This window comes from Streptomyces sp. NPDC087270 (assembly GCF_044744625.1).
Classification (GTDB): Bacteria; Actinomycetota; Actinomycetes; order Streptomycetales; family Streptomycetaceae; genus Actinacidiphila.
The window spans coordinates 114,557-131,072 of record NZ_JBIUYR010000009.1; the positions used below are offsets into that span (position 1 = coordinate 114,557).

The 16,516-nt window shown below is 71.9% G+C and carries 13 protein-coding genes; 3 read left to right on the plus strand and 10 right to left on the minus strand.

What is annotated here, in order from left to right; all coding sequences use genetic code 11:
- Positions 1-122: 122 nt before the first annotated feature.
- Positions 123-1,586: a hypothetical protein gene (locus ACIPAE_RS19415; RefSeq protein ID WP_366414146.1), complete on the minus strand. Its 1,464-nt coding sequence runs from the start codon at positions 1,584-1,586 to the stop codon at positions 123-125.
- A gap of 199 nt (positions 1,587-1,785) precedes the next feature.
- Here ACIPAE_RS19415 and ACIPAE_RS19420 point away from each other — a divergent pair, with 199 nt between their 5' ends.
- Entirely contained in the window at positions 1,786-2,508 is a 723-nt protein-coding gene (locus ACIPAE_RS19420; RefSeq protein ID WP_402446632.1) for a bifunctional DNA primase/polymerase, read from the plus strand.
- A 176-nt stretch (positions 2,509-2,684) separates the two neighbouring features.
- On the opposite strand, the gene ftsY is transcribed toward ACIPAE_RS19420, so the two are convergent.
- The 6 genes from ftsY to ACIPAE_RS19450 form a co-directional block, all read right to left on the minus strand.
- Positions 2,685-3,896: a signal recognition particle-docking protein FtsY gene (ftsY, locus tag ACIPAE_RS19425; protein ID WP_329364227.1), complete on the minus strand. Its 1,212-nt coding sequence runs from the start codon at positions 3,894-3,896 to the stop codon at positions 2,685-2,687.
- Between the two features lie 248 nt (positions 3,897-4,144).
- Entirely contained in the window at positions 4,145-4,678 is a 534-nt protein-coding gene (locus ACIPAE_RS19430; protein ID WP_366414159.1) for a TetR/AcrR family transcriptional regulator, read from the minus strand.
- A 22-nt stretch (positions 4,679-4,700) separates the two neighbouring features.
- Complete coding sequence (locus ACIPAE_RS19435; protein WP_402446635.1) at positions 4,701-5,537, minus strand: alpha/beta fold hydrolase; 837 nt, start codon at positions 5,535-5,537, stop codon at positions 4,701-4,703.
- Positions 5,538-5,782: 245 nt separating this feature from the next.
- Positions 5,783-6,328, minus strand: a complete 546-nt coding sequence (locus tag ACIPAE_RS19440) for a GntR family transcriptional regulator (RefSeq protein ID WP_402446638.1) — start codon at positions 6,326-6,328, stop codon at positions 5,783-5,785.
- Between the two features lie 50 nt (positions 6,329-6,378).
- Positions 6,379-6,621, minus strand: coding sequence for a DUF397 domain-containing protein (locus ACIPAE_RS19445; RefSeq protein WP_402446641.1), 243 nt, complete (start codon positions 6,619-6,621; stop codon positions 6,379-6,381).
- Entirely contained in the window at positions 6,618-7,508 is an 891-nt protein-coding gene (locus ACIPAE_RS19450) for a helix-turn-helix domain-containing protein (protein ID WP_402446643.1), read from the minus strand. The genes ACIPAE_RS19445 and ACIPAE_RS19450 overlap by 4 nt, the downstream gene beginning before the upstream one ends.
- Positions 7,509-7,805: 297 nt before the next feature.
- On the opposite strand from ACIPAE_RS19450, the gene ACIPAE_RS19455 reads away from it, so the two are divergent.
- Positions 7,806-8,699 (plus strand): Scr1 family TA system antitoxin-like transcriptional regulator, encoded by an 894-nt coding sequence (locus ACIPAE_RS19455; protein WP_402446646.1) that lies wholly within the window; start codon positions 7,806-7,808, stop codon positions 8,697-8,699.
- Positions 8,700-8,736: 37 nt separating this feature from the next.
- Here ACIPAE_RS19455 and ACIPAE_RS19460 read toward each other — a convergent pair whose 3' ends face one another.
- Positions 8,737-9,570 carry a helix-turn-helix transcriptional regulator gene (locus ACIPAE_RS19460; RefSeq protein ID WP_402446648.1) on the minus strand — a complete coding sequence of 278 codons (834 nt, stop codon included), beginning with the start codon at positions 9,568-9,570 and terminating at the stop codon, positions 8,737-8,739.
- Positions 9,571-9,688: 118 nt separating this feature from the next.
- On the opposite strand from ACIPAE_RS19460, the gene ACIPAE_RS19465 reads away from it, so the two are divergent.
- Positions 9,689-10,747 (plus strand): aldo/keto reductase, encoded by a 1,059-nt coding sequence (locus ACIPAE_RS19465; RefSeq protein ID WP_402446650.1) that lies wholly within the window; start codon positions 9,689-9,691, stop codon positions 10,745-10,747.
- Positions 10,748-10,802: 55 nt separating this feature from the next.
- On the opposite strand, the gene ACIPAE_RS19470 is transcribed toward ACIPAE_RS19465, so the two are convergent.
- Both ACIPAE_RS19470 and ACIPAE_RS19475 read right to left on the minus strand, forming a co-directional pair.
- The gene (locus tag ACIPAE_RS19470) at positions 10,803-12,233 is read right to left on the minus strand and encodes a sugar porter family MFS transporter (protein ID WP_329364242.1); all 1,431 of its coding nucleotides are present in this window, start codon (positions 12,231-12,233) and stop codon (positions 10,803-10,805) included.
- Positions 12,234-12,460: 227 nt separating this feature from the next.
- Positions 12,461-16,297, minus strand: coding sequence for an AAA family ATPase (locus ACIPAE_RS19475; protein ID WP_402446653.1), 3,837 nt, complete (start codon positions 16,295-16,297; stop codon positions 12,461-12,463).
- Positions 16,298-16,516 lie beyond the last annotated feature (219 nt).

The window sequence follows — 16,516 nt, forward strand, 5'->3', positions numbered from 1 at the left end:
ACGAAGAAGTCACCCGTGTTACGCGGAGATGAACCATCCGGGTGTTCGGTGAAGGATGTATACGGGTGGGAAAGAAGACGACCGGCCGGGCGACGCGGTGACGGCGCCGGGCGGTTTCGCGGTTATGCCGACTCGGCGACTTCCGGGAGTTCCTCGGAAAGCCGCTCGGCGAGCTGGACCACCTCGGGCACGTCGCCGAAGTCGCGGACGGCGGCGTGGGTGGTCTTGCGGATGCGGGTGTTGACCCGCTCGGAGCGGACCCGCCTGGCGGCTTCCATCGCCTCGACGGTGTAGTGCGCGGCCTGCTCGGGCTCGCGCATCAGCAGCTGGACGGTGCCCATGCCGACCAGGTTGAGCGCGTAGGCGCGCTGGTGGACCGGGTCGTCGCGGAAGCCGTCGACGGCTTCGAGCATCTCGGGCTGGGCGAGGGAGGCGTAGGTGGGGCTGCGACCGGCGACGTAGGCGAGGTCGCGGTAGGAGTGCGCGTTCTCGGCGTGCAGCTCGGCCTCGGTGAAGAAGTTGATCCAGGCCGGTTCCTCGCCCGGGCGGGCGTCGGCGAAGGTGTCCTCGGCCATCCGGACCGCGCGGTGGCACTTGTTGACCTGGCCCATGTTGGCGTAGGCGCGGGCCTCCAGGGTGTAGAGCATCGCCTGCGTGGCGGCGCCGGCCGAGTCGCGGCTGCCGTACTGGGCGAGGTGGATGAGCTCCAGGGCGTCGTCGGGGCGCTCCAGGTGGATCATCTGGCGGCTCATGGAGGAGAGCACGAACGCGCCGAGCGGCCGGTCGCCGGCCTCCTTGGCGGCGTGCAGCGCGAGGACCAGGTACTTCTGCGCGGTGGGCTGGAGCCCCACGTCGTAGCTCATCCAGCCGGCGAGGGCGGCGAGGTCGGCGGTGATCCGGTACAGCCGGCGGGCGACGGGCTCGGGGTGCGGCTCCTGGAGCAGGTCGGTGATCTCGTGCAGCTGGCCGACGACGGCTTTACGGCGCAGCCCGCCGCCGCACTGGCTGTCCCACTCGCGGAACATCGCGGCGGTGGACTCCAGGAGTTGCAGCTCCTGCTCGGACAGCCGGGACGGGCGGCCGGCGTCGCGGCCCGCGGCCTGCGCGGCGGCGGGACGGGCCGGCGACGAGGTGGGCACCAGCCAGCGCTGCATGGGTTCGAGCAGCGCGGGTCCCGCGGACAGGACGAGGGAGGCGCCGAGGAATCCGCGGCGGCCGAGCATGAGGTCGCTGCGGGAGAACTCGTTGATGAGCTGGACGGTCTGCGGGCCGGCCCACGGCAGGTCGATGTCACCGCCGGAGGGCGGCTGCTGGGCGGAGCGCAGGCCGAGGTCCTCGACGGGGACGACGCATCCGAAGCGTTCGGAGAACAGCTCGGACAGGATGCGCGGGATGGGCTCCCTGGGCTGCTCGCCGTCCAGCCAGCGCCGCACTCTTGACGTGTCCGTGCTGACGTGGTGTGCGCCCAACTGGCGTGCCCGGCGGTTGACTTGACGAGCGAGTTCGCCCTTGGACCAGCCGCTGCGCACGAACCACGAGGTCAACTGCGCGTTGGGCTGCTTGTCCGCTGCACCGGTCACGGCCACGCCCCCATCCCGCCTCTTCTACCAACGTAAAGTAGCGCCACGGTCACCCCTCCTGCGACCGCAATTGCGGAAACGCCACCATTCGCCACCCCTTCGGATGAACTCTGTTGCGGCCGCAGGCGATTCACTTGACACATGCCGCTGGGAGCGGCGCTCGCGAGTGCGTAACCAACGGCGGGCGCGATCAGTTGGAGGGGTCATGGTGTTCACGATCGGCACAATGCGTGAGATGCGGCAGCACCGGACCGTCGTGCGGCACGCCGCAAGGATGGCAGCGCTCCCCGGCGTGTGGAGTGCGGCGCGCCGCAGGGCGCGCACCACGGTGTGCGGCACGGTCGCCGAGTACACCGGGCTGTGCGGCTGGGCGGTGGTGCCGGGGACCCGGGCGGCGCGCGGCGGCGAGGTGTGCTCGTGCGGGGAGCCGCGCTGCAAGGAGCCGGGCGCCCACCCGCTGGACCCGGCGGCCGAAGTGCCGGCCGGCACGGGGCCGGAGGCGGTCGCGCGGATGTGGGAGCGGATGCCGGGCGCGTCGGTGCTGCTGCCCGCCGGGCGGACGTTCGACATCATCGACGTGGCCGAACTGCCGGGCCGGCGGGCGCTGGTGCGGCTGGAGCGGATGGGCCTGCACCTGGGGCCGGTGCTGCTGACGCCCACCGGGCGGGCGCAGTTCTTCGTGGCCCCGGGGGCCGCCGCCGAACTCCCGCACCTGCTCTACCGGATGGGCTGGGACGACGCGCGGCTGGACCTGCGCTGCCTCGGCCCCGGCGACCATGTCACCGCTCCCCCCTCGGACTTCGGCGGGCTCGGCCCGGTCCGCTGGCTGCGCGAGCCCCGGCTGGACTCGATGCCCCATCCCCCCGAGGCCCGCCTCCTCCTGGGCACCCTGGCGTACGTGTCCCACCGCGCGCGGGCCTGCGCGTAAGGCTGTCGCGTCCTCGGATACGTGCTCGGCGTATACGTACCGCACGTATACGCGCTCGGCTCATGTGTAAGGGGCGCCCACTCCTGGTGGGCGCCCCTTACACGTGGGCCGGCGTGGCGAGCGATCGAGCGATCGAGTGGCCGAGTGGCCGACACCCGCGGCCGGACCCGGGCGGGCTACTCGCCGATCAGCGCGTCGACGAACGCCTCCGGCTCGAACGGGGCGAGGTCGTCCGCGCCCTCGCCGAGGCCGATGAGCTTGACCGGGACACCGAGTTCGCGCTGGACGGCGACCACGATGCCGCCCTTGGCGGTGCCGTCGAGCTTGGTGAGCACGATGCCGGTGATGGCCACCACCTCGGCGAAGACGCGGGCCTGCACCAGGCCGTTCTGGCCGGTGGTGGCGTCCAGGACGAGCAGCACCTCGTCGACCGGGCCGTGCTTCTCGACCACGCGCTTGACCTTGCCGAGCTCGTCCATCAGGCCGGTCTTGGTGTGCAGCCGCCCGGCGGTGTCGATCAGCACGGTGTCGGCACCCTCGGCGATGCCCTCCTTGACCGCGTCGAACGCGACCGACGCGGGGTCGCCGCCCTCGGGGCCGCGCACGGTGCGCGCCCCGACGCGTTCGCCCCAGGTCTGGAGCTGGTCGGCGGCGGCGGCCCGGAAGGTGTCGGCCGCGCCCAGCACCACGCTGCGGCCGTCGGCGACCAGCACCCGGGCGAGCTTGCCGGTGGTGGTGGTCTTGCCGGTGCCGTTGACCCCGACGACCAGCACGACGGCCGGTGACTCCTCGTGGCTCTCGGTGCGCAGCGTACGGTCCAGGGTCGGGTCGACCAGCGTGACCAGTTCCTCCCGCAGCAGCGTGCGCAGTTCGTCGGGGGTGCGGGTGCCCAGCACGCGCACCCGGGTGCGCAGCCGCTCGACGAGTTCCTGGGTCGGGGTCACACCGACATCGGCGGTGATGAGGGTGTCCTCGACCTCCTCCCAGGTGTCGTCGTCCAGCCGCTCCCGCGACAGCAGGGTGAGCAGGCCCTTGCCGAGCGAGTTCTGCGAACGGGACAGGCGGGAGCGCAGCCGTACCAGCCGGCCCGCGGTCGGCTCCGGCTGCTCGACCACGAGCTGCTCGGGGACCCCCACCTCCTCAGGGGCCTCGGGCGCGGCGGTCGCGCCGGGCAGCTCGACCTCCTCGATGGTCCTGCGGGACTCGTCCCGCGGGGTCTCGGCCTCATCCCCGACGTGCGGTTCGGCGGGAGGCTTGGTGATCGTCGGGGTGCTCGGCGGGGACGGCGGCAGCTGCTGCTTCTTCTTGCGGCGGCTGCCGACCACCAGCCCGCCGGCCCCAAGGAGCACGACCAGGGCAATGACGACGACAAGGATGACGGTTTCCATAGCCTCCCTAGTATCCCTACTCCGGCGTCGCCGCCGTCTCACCCGGGTTCTTCCGCGCCGCGGAGGTGGCGGAAACGGCCGGGCGACGAGCACGGGTGCGTCGGAGAAGCGGCGGCAGCGGGGGGCGCGGCGGAAGCGAGGAGCGCGGCGGAGACGGGGTGCCCGACGGAAGCGGCCTCAGCCGGACCCCGGGCTCCGGACACTGGCGGCCCACGGGTTCCGGACCACGCCGTCCTGCTCGCGTGCGCTCAACTTGCCCGCAGGCCCCGGTCGGCGAAGGCGATCAGCCACTCGAAGCTCTCGTCGATGTCGGCGCTCCACTGGAAGCCGTTGGACGCCTGCAAGGTGGCGAACCCGTGGCACAGGCTGCGCAGCATCCGCAGCGCGTGGTCCACGTCGGCCGGCGCGACGTCGTAGCCGCGCAGCACCGCCCTGAACGCGTCGAGCGACCGCTGGCCCTCGACCGCCAGCGGGTCGTCCGGGCCGGACGGTTCCACGCCGATCGTCGCGGCGTACCGCCCGGGGTGCTCCACGACGAACGCGCGGAAGGCGCGTGCCGCCGCTGCCAGGGCGTCGCGGCCGGCGTAGCCCTGGATCGCGCCGCCGATGACGTCCGCGGCCTGGCCCAGCGCCAGGACCGCGATGCGCCGGTTGAGGTCGTCCTGGCCGGCGACGTGCTTGTACAGGGACGGGGTGCGCACGCCCAGCCGCTCGGCCAGCGAACCCATGGTCAGCTGGGCGAGGCCCACCTCGTCGGCGAGGGCGGCACCGGCCGCGACCACGGTCGCCCGGTCCAGGCCGGCCCTAGGCACGGGCGGTGACCGTACGGAGGAAGTCGAGCACCAGCGACACGACCTGGTCGGGGAACTGGTCGTGCGGGTAGTGCCCGGCGCCCTCGATCATCTCCAGGCGGCCGAGGCCGGCCGGCAGGGCCTCGACGATCGCCGTGCCCTCGGCGTGCGGGTCGGCCCAGTCGGGGTCGAGCGTGCCCATCACGACCAGGACCGGGGAGCTGACGTTGCCGAGTTGCGCGCCGGCGTCGGTCGGGGCGCTGCGGCCCATGCCCTGCATCGCCTTCATCCGGCCCGGCTCGCGCATCATGGTGTCGATCCGGCCGAGGTACTCGTCCCAGCCGGCCGGCTTCACGCCGGGGTAGGCCACGTCGAGGTACGCCTTCCACAGCCGCACGCTGCCGAACATCCCCGCGCCGACCAGCCGCAGCATGCCCCGCCGGAAGCGCTTCACCCGCAGGTCGCCCAGGCGGATCGACTGCTTGCGGGTGAACGGCCCCAGCTCGACGACCGCGCTGATCAGCGAGGGCTCCTGGGCCGCGGCGATGGTGGCGGCGCCGCCGGAGATCGAGTGCCCGACGAGTACGGCCGGGCCGCCCAGGTGCCGGATCACGGCGAGCAGATCACCGGCGATGGCGGTACGGCTCCAGGCCGGCCAAGCGACGCTGGACTCGCCGCTGCCCCGCAGGTCCACGGCGGCGACCCGGTAGCCCGCCGCCACCAGCGCCGGCATCACCTTGCGGTACGCGGCGCGGCTGTTCCCCATTCCGTGCGCGAGGACGATCAGCGGGCCGTCTCCCGCCACTTCGTACGCGATCGTGCCGCCGTCGACAGCGAGGTACTCGGTCATGGCATCCCCTGACACTCGGATCTGGCTAATTCCGTTAGCTAAAAGCTAATCCCATTAACCAACCTTGTCAACGCCCCCCGCGACGATCCACCTCTCCCAGCGTCCCGCCCCGCACCCCACCCGGCGAACCCGCAGGTCACAGCACCGCCGGCGGCAGATCCGGCACCCGGGGACGCGAAAGACGCACACCCTCGCCGCGCACACGCCTCGGCGGCCCGTACGGCGTTCCGCGAGGCTCGGGTGCCTCAGTCGACCCTCAACTCGTAGTGGAGCCGTTGGGTGGCGGCGGAGAATGCCGATACGTCGACTTGGAAGGCGGTGCCGTCGGCGTCGAGGGTGACGCGGACCAGTTCGAGGACGGGGTCGGCCGCGGCGAGGCCGAGGGCTTCCCGCTCGGTCGGCAGCGGCAGCCGGGCGCGGACGTCTTCGCGTACGGTGCGGGCGCGGTGGCCGAGCGCGGCAAGCAGGGTGACGGCGCCGCCGCGGATCTTCGCGGTGCCCGCCAGCGCGGTGCCGCGCGCGACGCTCACCGGGTAGTAGGTCACGGTCACTTCGGTGGGTTCGCCGTCCAGCAGGATCACCCGGCACCGTTCGACCACGGCTTCGCCCTCACCCACGCCGAGGAGCCTCGCCACCTCCGCGGGCGCCGCCGTCTCCCCGGCCCGCACGATCCGCTGCGAGCCGCTCCGGCCGCGCGCCGCCGTCTCCTCGCTCCACGCGTCCCGCTCACCTTCCGCCCGCGCCCGCACGTAAGGCGCCGACCCGTGCACCCATTCTTCTCCGGCGCCCATCAGCCCGGCTCCTCCCGTTCCCATGCCCGCGCTGCGGCGCCCGCCCGGCTTCAGACGACGCCGAAGTCGACGGCGCCGGAACGGACCAACTCCACGAAGGAGGCCCACGCCACGGGGGTGACGAGGAGGGCGGGGCCCGCCTTGTCCTTGGAGTCGCGCACACCGACCGCGCGGGTGAGCGGCGCGACCTCGACGCAGTTGTTGCCCGAGCCGTCGCTGTAGGACGACTTGAACCACGTGGTGGCACCGATCGCAGGGCTCGTGTCGACCAGTCGCTTGTGTATCTCGGTCATGTGGTGATCTCTCGCGTGAGTTGTTGCAGGTAGACGGGCGTGTCCTCCGGCGGCAGCGCCGAGGCGGAGATGGCCTGGAACTTCCTGGTGAACCGTCCGACCTCGCGCGGCTTGTCGGAGACCGAAGTCGCGCCCCATGGATTGTCGACCTGCACGGAGGTCGGCAGTTCGTGCTCCAGATGCAGGATAGTGAAGTCGTGGATCGGCAGGTATCCACGAACCTTCGGCGGCAGGAGTGGAAGTACCTGCACAGTGACGTTCTGGAGGGAGGCCAACCTCGCGATCTCCTCGTACTGCTCGCACATCAGGTCGACGCTGCCGACAAGATGCCGAAGCGCTGGTTCCCACAGGACCGCCCGTACGACCAGCGGATCGTCGGGGTGGGTCAGCGCCTCCTTACGGCGCATGCGTACGTCTACGTTCCGCACGATGAACTCGGTCGTCGTCTCGTCGATCGGTTGAGTGAGTTCGTAGAGCCTGCGCGCGTACGCCTCCGTTTGGAACAGCCCGAGGACCAGGGCTGGATGGAAGGCCCACGTCTCCCGCGCCGCGCTCTCGATGCCTACGAATCTGGGCATGCCTGACGGCATGGTGGATCGGTACGGCGTCCACCAGTCGGTGCTGGCAGCTTCCCTCTGGATCGCCAGCACCTGGTTGACGTCGTCCTCATCGGTGACGCCGTAGAAGCCGAGCAGATCACGGAGGGCGCCGGCGCTGCCCAGGTCCGTCAGCCCTTTCTCCACCTTCTGCAACTTGGAGAAGTACAGCCCGGCGACCGCACCTGAACCGCACACCTCCTCGAGCGTGACGCCTCTTCGCTCACGCAGTTGTCGTAGCTCGTGACCCAACTCGATGCGACGTACGGTCGGTCGCGGTTTCTGTGCCATGCGGTTGCCCCTCCGCTCCATGCGAACGTCGAACTCACCTATGAGAGCGGCCTCCTGCGGTATGCCCTCATCTCACTGCGCCATGCGATCGGTCGCGGCATGTGCCAAGTTCGATTCCCAAGAATATCCACCGGCTTATCCATTGCGCCATGCATAGGTGGTGCAGCAGCCTGATCGTGCAAGCACGGTGCGCGACAAGGCGACAGCGTTCCGTGGGCGCAAGGCTCGTACGCGCTCCGGCCGCAGAGTCCTGACCGGCGGCGCAACCACCCAATCCACAAGGCAAGGAGCCCTGTCATGTCTCTGAACGCCGGCCGATTTTCGGCGAAGTTGTTGGACCCGACGCTGTCCGCGCGGTCGCTGTACGGGGCCGAGTTGAGGTACTACCGGGAGCGGGCCGGGCTGACTCTGGAGGAGTTGGCGGACCGGCTGCACATCGAGATGTCGTTCCTCGCCCGGATCGAGCAGGGGGAGCGGCGGCTGTCCGACGAGTTGGCGCGGGCGGTGGACGACATCCTCGGCACCGGCGGCTTCTTCGCACGGAACCTGGTGGTCGCCCGCTCCGCGCCCGCTCCCGGGCGGCTCACCCCGCTCGCGGAGTGGGAGTGGCTGGCGACCGCCATCCGGGAGTGGGACGCCGCGCTCGTGCCGGGCCTGCTCCAGACGGACGCGTACGCCGAGGCCGTCGCGAAGACGTACGCCGCGCTGCTGGCGGACCGCCCCACCCGGCACCGTTGGGACGCGAGGCTGTCGCGGACCCCCGTCCTGCTGGACCCGCGCGGCCCCCGCTACACCGGGGTGCTCGGCGAGGCCGCGCTACGCCGCCCGCTCGGCGGTCCCGCCGCCATGGCCGGGCAACTCCACCACCTCGCCGATCTGGTCCGCCGCGAGCGCATCACGCTGTACGTCCTCCCGCTGACCGCCACCCCGCACCCCGCCGCCACCGACGGGGCGTTGCGCGTCATGACGTACGCCGAGGAGAACCCCACGCTGCACTTCACGGCCCACCACACCGGCACCCACCAGACCGACCCCGCCGCCGTCGCCCTCGCCCACCTCACCCACGACCTGCTCGCCGGCGCCGCCCTGCCCCCGGCCCAGTCGCTCACCCTGATCGAGAGCGCCGGGGCCGACTACCGTGCGGAGGCAACCGGAGAACGGTCCGCCGACCGCGCCGCGCTGTCGGAATGACGTTGCGGCCCAGTGCGCGATCGGCCGAGCCGCCAGGTCACCCCGTAAACAGCCGGTCCAACGCCGTCTGGCTCTTGTCGTCCGCGGCGCGGTAGATCAGCAACCGCTGATCCGGGTCTTGGAGTGGCACGAGCACTTCGAAGTGCAGGGCGACCACACCCACGTCGGGGTGCCGCAGCACCTTGCGGCCACGCCCGTTGGCCTTGATGTCCCGCTCGGCCCACAGCCGCGCGAACTCCTCGTCGGCGGCGAGGCATTCGCTGATGAGGGCGCTCAGCGCAGGGTCCTCCGGGTGGGTGGCCCACGCGGCGCGCAGGTGGGCGATCCCGTCCCGCACGACCCGTTCACGGTCGTCGTAGAGCTCCCGCATGTCCGGGTCCAGCAGGCACAGCCGCATCGCGTTGCGCTCGTTCGGCGGCAGCCGGTCGAAGGCCGGCAGCAGCCTCGCCATCTCGCCGTTCCAGGCGAGGATGTCGTAGCGGTGGTTCATCAGCATGGCCGGTCGCGGCGACAGGTCGGCGACCAACCGGGCCAGCGACGGGTCCGCGGCGGTGGCGGGTTTGTCGGCGCCGCGGGGGCGCTGCTGCGCCAGGCCGAAGAGGTAGGCGCGTTCGTCGGGGGCCAGGCGCAGCGCCTGTGCCAGCGCCTCCACCACGCCCGCTGAGGGGCGCAGCCCGCGGGCCTGTTCCAGTCGCACGATGTAGTCGGTGCTGACCCCGGCCAGCTCGGCGACCTCCTCGCGGCGCAGTCCGGGGGTGCGCCGGGCCTGCCGGCGCGTCGGCAGGCCGAAGTCCCCCGGGTCCAGACGCTCGCGCCGGGTCCGCAGGAACGCGGCCAGCTCCTGCGTCGCGTCCACGGTGCCACGGGTCATGGTCGGGCCAACCGGCTGACTGGGACTGCTATTCCCAGGAAGATCCCTCCCTTACCCCGGGCCCGCGGGGGTCGCAGGCTGGCGGAGACGGCGACGTTCACGAGCACGGGAGTACCTGATGTCACTCACCCTCGACACCTACCGGCTGCTGGGCCGCTCAGGACTGCGGGTGTCTCCGCTGGCCCTGGGCACGGCGACCTTCGGCAACGAGTGGGGCTGGGCCGCCGACCCGGACGACGCGCGCAGGCTCTTCGACACCTACGTCGAGCGCGGCGGCAACTTCATCGACACCGCCAGCGGCTACGGCGGCTCCGAGCGGATGCTCGGCGAGTTCACCCGCGACCGCCGCGAAAGCCTGGTGCTGGCGACGAAGTACACGACGCTGCGCCGGCCCGGCGACCCGAACTCCGGCGGCGCCCACCGCAAGAACCTGTTCGCGTCGGTGGAGGCCAGCCTGCGGCGGCTCGACACCGACTACCTCGATCTGCTCCTGCTGCACGTGTGGGACTTCACGACCCCGGTCGAGGAGATCCTGCGCGGCCTGGACGACCTGGTGCGGCAGGGCAAGGTGCTGTACGTGGGGATGTCCAACACCCCGGCCTGGGAGATCTCGCGCATGCAGGCCATCGCCGACCTGCGCGGATGGTCGCCGCTGGTCTCGCTGCAGATCGAGTACAGCCTGATCAACCGGGGCGGGGAACGCGACCTGATGCCCATGGCGCGGACGATGGGCCTGGGCGTGACCCCGTACTCGCCGCTGGGCGGCGGCGTGCTCTCCGGCAAGTACAGCCGCGCCGACCTGACCGCGGCGAACCCCGACTCCGCTGAGAGCACCCGCAAGAGCTTCAACGCCGGACTGGGCATGGTCACCGAACGCACGCTGGACATCGCCGACGTCGTACGGGAGGTCGCCGAGGAGGTGGGGCACACGCCCGCCCAGGTCGCGCTGGCCTGGACCCTGCGCAACCCGGCCGTGACGGCGCCTGTCATCGGCGCTCGCACCCACGAGCAGCTGGTGGGGAACCTGGCCGCCCTGGAGGTCGACTTCACCGCCGGCCAGCTGGCCCGCCTCGACGAGGTCAGCGCGATCGACCTCGGCTACCCGCACGACGTGCTCTCCGGCGACCACATCCGCAACGTGACCGCGGGTGGCCTGACGATCGAGGCCCGCCGCTGACGTACGGCCGAAACCCCGCACGGTACGGCCGGACGCGCGCCCCCACGGAGGCCGGTCAGCCCATCTCCTCCAGGGACTTGCCCTTGGTCTCCTTCACGAAGAGCAGCACGAAGGGGATCGAGGCCAGCGCGAAGCACGTGTAGATGACGTACGTGCCCGACAGGTTCCAGTCCGCCAGGCTCGGGAAGCTCGCGGTGATGGCCCAGTTGGCGATCCACTGCGCGGAGGCGGCGACCCCGAGGGCGGCCGCGCGGATCTTGTTGGGGAACATCTCGCCGAGGAAGACCCAGACCACCACGCCCCAGGACAGCGCGAAGAAGAGCACGAAGCAGTGGGCGGCGACGAGGGCGACGGTGCCCTCGGCGTTGGGGAGGGTCGCGCCGTGCTTGGAGGAGAACGCCCAGGCTTCGAGCGCGAGCGCGATCGTCATTCCGGTGGAGCCGATCAGGGCGAGCGGGCGGCGGCCGATCCGGTCCACGAAGATCATGGCGATCACCGTGCCGATGATGTTCACGATCGAGGTGGTGAAGGAGTAGAGGAAGGAGCTGGTCGGGTCGATGCCGACGGACTGCCAGAGCGTGGCGGAGTAGTAGAAGGCCACGTTGATGCCGACGAGTTGCTGGAACGCGGAGAGCCCGATGCCGATCCAGACGATCGGCATGAAGTTCGGCATCCGGCCGCGCTTGGAGCTGAGCAGGTCGCGGAAGCTCGCCTTGTGCTCGCGGTGCATCGCGGTGCGGATCTGGTTCATGCGCGCGTCGAGGTCGGTGCCCTTGCCCTCGACTTCGGCGAGCACCGACCGGGCCTCCTTGTCGCGACCGACGGCGAGCAGGAAGCGCGGGGACTCGGGGATGGCGAAGGAGAGCAGCCCGTAGATCACCGCGGGGATGACCATCACGCCGAGCATGACCTGCCATGCCTCCAGGCCGATCACATGGCCGCGCTGGTCGCCGTTCGCGGCTTGCAGGATGCCGTAGTTGACGAGCTGGGAGATGGCGATGCCGAGCACGATGGCGCCCTGCTGGAAGGAGGCGAGCCGGCCGCGGTAGGCGGGCGGCGAGACCTCGGCGATGTAGGCGGGGCCGATCACCGAGGCCATGCCGATCGCGAAACCGCCGATGATCCGCCACATCGCCAGGTCCCACAGCGCGAACGGCAGCGCGGAACCGATCGCGCTGATGGTGAAGAGCACCGAGGAGATCTGCATACAGCGGATGCGGCCGATCCGGTCGGCGATCCGGCCCGCCGTGGCGGCTCCGATCGCACAGCCGATCAGCGCGATCGCGATCACCTGGGCGAGGGCCGCCGAACCGATGTCGTACTTGGAGCGGATCGCCTCGACCGCGCCGTTGATCACCGAACTGTCGTAGCCGAAGAGGAAGCCGCCCATCGCGGCGGCGGCGGTGATGAAGATGACGTGGCCGAGGTGCTCGGTCGGCGGCGGCACCTGGCCCGACGTGCCGGCCGCTGTCGTGGTGCTGGTCAAAGTGCGCTCCTCGGGCTCGGCGGTGAGCCCTCACATGGAGGGTTCGGATCTTCCAGTGTTGGCGGACGACGTAGCGGCCACCACCCGAACGTATGGTCAGGCGTTCGGAGATTATGCCTACATGTTTGGAAGATAAAAAACCGAGAAGGCTGGCAAAGAGGCGTCAGTGGCGGATCTCACCATGGAAAGCAAGGAAAAGACGGCTGGCGACTTCGGCTTGTGAACGATCAGACGGCTTGGGCGGCCGTCCGCTTGCCGTCCCGGAGCCGCTGGCTGATCACCTTGGACACGCCGTCACCCTGCATCGATACTCCGTACAGGGCATCGGCGACCTCCATCGTGCGCTTCTGATGGGTGATCACGATGAGCTGCGAGCTCTCCTGGAGTTCCTCCATGATCCGGATCAGCCGTTGCAGGTTGGTGTCGTCGAGCGCCGCCTCGACCTCGTCCATCACGTAGAACGGGCTCGGCCGCGCCTTGAAGATCGACACCAGCATCGCCACCGCGGTCAGCGAGCGCTCACCACCCGACAGCAGCGACAGCCGCTTCACCTTCTTCCCCGGCGGCCGCGCCTCAACCTCCACCCCCGTGGTGAGCATGTTCTCCGGGTCGGTCAGCAGCAACCGGCCCTCACCACCGGGGAAGAGCCGGGAGAAGACGCCCTCGAACTCGCGGGCGGTGTCGTGGAAGGCGGCGGCGAAGACCTGCTCCACCCGCTCGTCGACGTCCTTGATCACCTGGAGCAGGTCGGCGCGGGTCTTGCGCAGGTCCTCCAACTGCTCGGTGAGGAACTTGTGCCGCTCCTCCAGGGCCGCGAACTCCTCCAGCGCCAGCGGGTTGACCTTGCCGAGCTGCGCGTACGCCTTCTCCGCCGCCTTGAGCCGCTTCTCCTGCTCGGCACGGACATACGGCACGGGCTGGTTGCGCGGGTGCTCCGGGTCGTCGGGCAGCACCTCGCCCTCGGCGGGCGGCGAGGGCGGCACCGGCAGCTCCGGGCCGTACTCGGCGACCAGCCCGGCCGGCTCCATGCCGTGCTCCTCCAGCGCCTTCGCCTCCAACTGCTCGATCCGCAGCCGCTTCTCGGCGCCCAGCACCTCGCCCTTGTGCACGTCACCGGTCAGCCGGTCCAGCTCGGACTTCAGCTCCCGGCCGCGCCGCCGCTCGGCGCCGAGTTCCGCCTCCCGCTCGGCCCTGGCCTGCTCGGCCGCCAGCCGCTCGGCCTCGGCCCGGCCCAGCGAGACCTGCACGCACTCCAGCAACCCGCGCGCACCGGCCAGCACGGCCGCCGCCACCGACGCCTCGTACGCCAGCCGGGCCCGGCGCCGCTCGGCCCGCGCCCTGGTCTCCCGCTCGGCGCGGGCCGCCCGGTCCAGTCCGTCGGCCCGCCCGGCCAGGCTCTTGACCCGCTCCTCGTGGGTGCGCACCTGCAAGCGCGCCTCCATCTCGGTCTGCCGCGCGTTGGCGCCGTCGGCGGCCAGCCGGTCCCGGGCGAAGGTGTCCGGCTCCTCCTCCCCCGGCTCCTGCTGCGCCTCGCTCAGCCGGTACGACAGTTCCTCGAACTCCTCACGCGCGGCGGCCAGCGACTCCTCGGCACGGACGACGGCCGCCGCCGCGCGGTCCGCCTCCCCCGCCGCCGCCCGCGCCTGGCCGCCGTACCGGCCGAGTTGCTGCGCCACCGACGACTTCGCCTTCTCCGCGGCCCGGCGCCGCTGCCCCGACTCGTCGACCTCCCGCGCCGCCGCGGCCCTGCGCTCCTTGGCCGCCTGCTGGCGCTCGGCCAGCTCCGCGCACTCCTCCGCCAGCCGCTCCAGTTCGGCGGTCGCCTCGTCCACCTGCGCCTGCACCTCCAGCACGCTGGGCGCCTTCGCCGAACCGCCCTGCGCGAGATGCGCGGCCAGCACGTCGCCCTCGGCGGTCACAGCGGTCAGCTCCGGGTGCCGGGCGACCAGCGCCTCGGCGTCCTCCAGGGTCGGCACGACCACGAACCCGTGCAACAACCGCCGCACCGCGGCCAGCAGACCGGCGTCCGCGGCCACCAGGTCCACGGCGTCGCGCGCCTGCGCGGGCAGCCCGGCGCCTTCGGGTCGCGGCGCCGGCAGCCCGGGCGCGGCGACAGCCGATGCCGTACGGTCCGCGGCCGCACGATCCGCGGCGGTACGGTCGCCCGCCGCGTGGGCGGGCGCGCCGGACTCCTGCACCCTGCGGTCCGCGTCGCCGCCGCCGGGTGCGGCAACTCCCCCGCCGGAGGCGCGAACCGCATCGCGGCCCGTGTCACGGCCGGGGTCCGTACGGTCCCCCGCCGTCTGGCCGGGCAGGACCGCCTCGGGGGTCGCGGGCGGCGCGGCGAGCAGCAGCGCGGCCCGGCCGCCGTCCTCCTTGCGCAGCAGCCGCAGCGCCTCCGCGGCCGCGGCCGGACCGGTGACGGCGACCGCGTCGGCGGCGACCCCCAGGGCGGCGGCGACCGGGACCTCGTATCCAGGGGTGACCCGCAGCAGCGTGGCGGCGGAACCGAGCACGCCGGCGAGCCCGTCGGGGGCGCCGGCCCGGGCGAGCAGCGCACCGGTGCCGTCCTTGCGGCGCAGCGACGGGGCGAGGGCGTCGCGGCGGGCGGCCACCGCGGCGCGGCGGCGCTCGGCGGTGGTGGCGGCCTCCCGCGCGGCGCTGAACTCCTCCTCCGCGGCGGCCTGGGCGGCGCGGGCGGCCTCGAAACGGGCTTCGAGTTCGGTGTCGTCGGCGTCCAGGCTCTCCACCTGGGCGCGCAGTTCCTCGTACTCGGCCTGCGCGGACTCGGCGCGGTCGCGGGCCTCGTCGCGGGCGGCGGCGAGCCGGCCGATCTCGGCCTCGGCCGAACCCGCCTTCGAACGGGCCGCGTTGACCTGCGCGTTCAGCCGGGCCAGGCCCTCACGGCGGTCGGCGATGGCGCGGGCGGCGACCCGTAGCCGGGTCTCCTCCTCGGCGAGCCGCCGTTCGAGTTCCGCGCGGTGGCCGACGGTGTCCTCCAGGGCACGCTCGGCCGCGTCGAGCGCTTCGGTGAGTTCGGCCTCCTGCTCCCGGATACGGGCGGCCTCGCGCTCCATGTCCTCCGGGTCCCGGCCGCGCCGCTCCTCGGCGGGCTGGCCGACGGCGTGCCGGTGGCGCTGCTCGGCCAGCCCGATGGTGCCGCGCACCCGCTCGGTGAGCTGGGACAGGGCGTACCAGGTGGCCTGGGCGTCGTTCACCCGCGGGGTCAGCGCCCGCACCTGCTCCTCAAGGCGGGCCTCGCGCTGCACCGCGGCGGCCAGTTCGCTCTCGACGGCGTCCCTGCGCTCCTTGAGCGCGGCCTCGTCGGCGACTTCCGCGCGCAGCGCCTCGCGCAACGTCACCAGGTCGTCGGCGAGCAGCCGCAGCCGGGCGTCGCGCAGGTCGGCCTGGATGACGGCGGCGCGGCGGGCGACCTGCGCCTGGCGGCCCAGCGGCTTGAGCTGGCGACGCAGTTCACCGGTGAGGTCGGTGACGCGGGCGAGGTTGGCCTGCATCGCGTCGAGCTTCCGGAGCGCCTTCTCCTTGCGCTTGCGGTGCTTGAGGACGCCGGCCGCCTCCTCGATGAAGGCGCGCCGGCCCATCGGGTCGGCGTGCAGCACCGAGTCCAGCTGGCCCTGGCCGACGATGACGTGCATCTCGCGGCCGATGCCGGAGTCGGAGAGGAGTTCCTGGATGTCGAGCAGCCGGCAGGTGTCGCCGTTGAGCTGGTACTCGCTGCCGCCGTTGCGGAACATGATCCGGGTGATGGTGACTTCGGCGTACTCGATGGGCAGCACGCCGTCGGTGTTGTCGATGGTCAGCGACACCTCGGCGCGGCCCAGCGGGGGGCGGCCGGTGGTGCCGGCGAAGATCACGTCCTCCATCTTGCCGCCGCGCAGCGACTTGGCACCTTGCTCGCCCATCACCCAGGACAGCGCGTCCACCACATTGGACTTGCCGGAGCCGTTGGGCCCGACGACGCAGGTGATTCCGGGTTCGAAGCGCAGCGTCGTCGCGGAGGCGAACGACTTGAATCCGCGCAGCGTGAGGCTCTTGAGATGCACGCCGGTCGACTCTACCCGCCGGGTGCGGTTTCACCGAGGAATATGCAGGGCAGATCAGACGTAGAACCGGGGCAACGGGTGATCGTCGAGCATGGGAAGCGTTCCCAAGGGGAGGCCAGGGGTAAGGAACAGCCGGGGCGGCGAGCAGTTCGCGACACGACGAAGGGACGCCGAGAAGGCGTCCCTTGAAGTGCCGTAGTCATATCTCCTTGCGGCGAT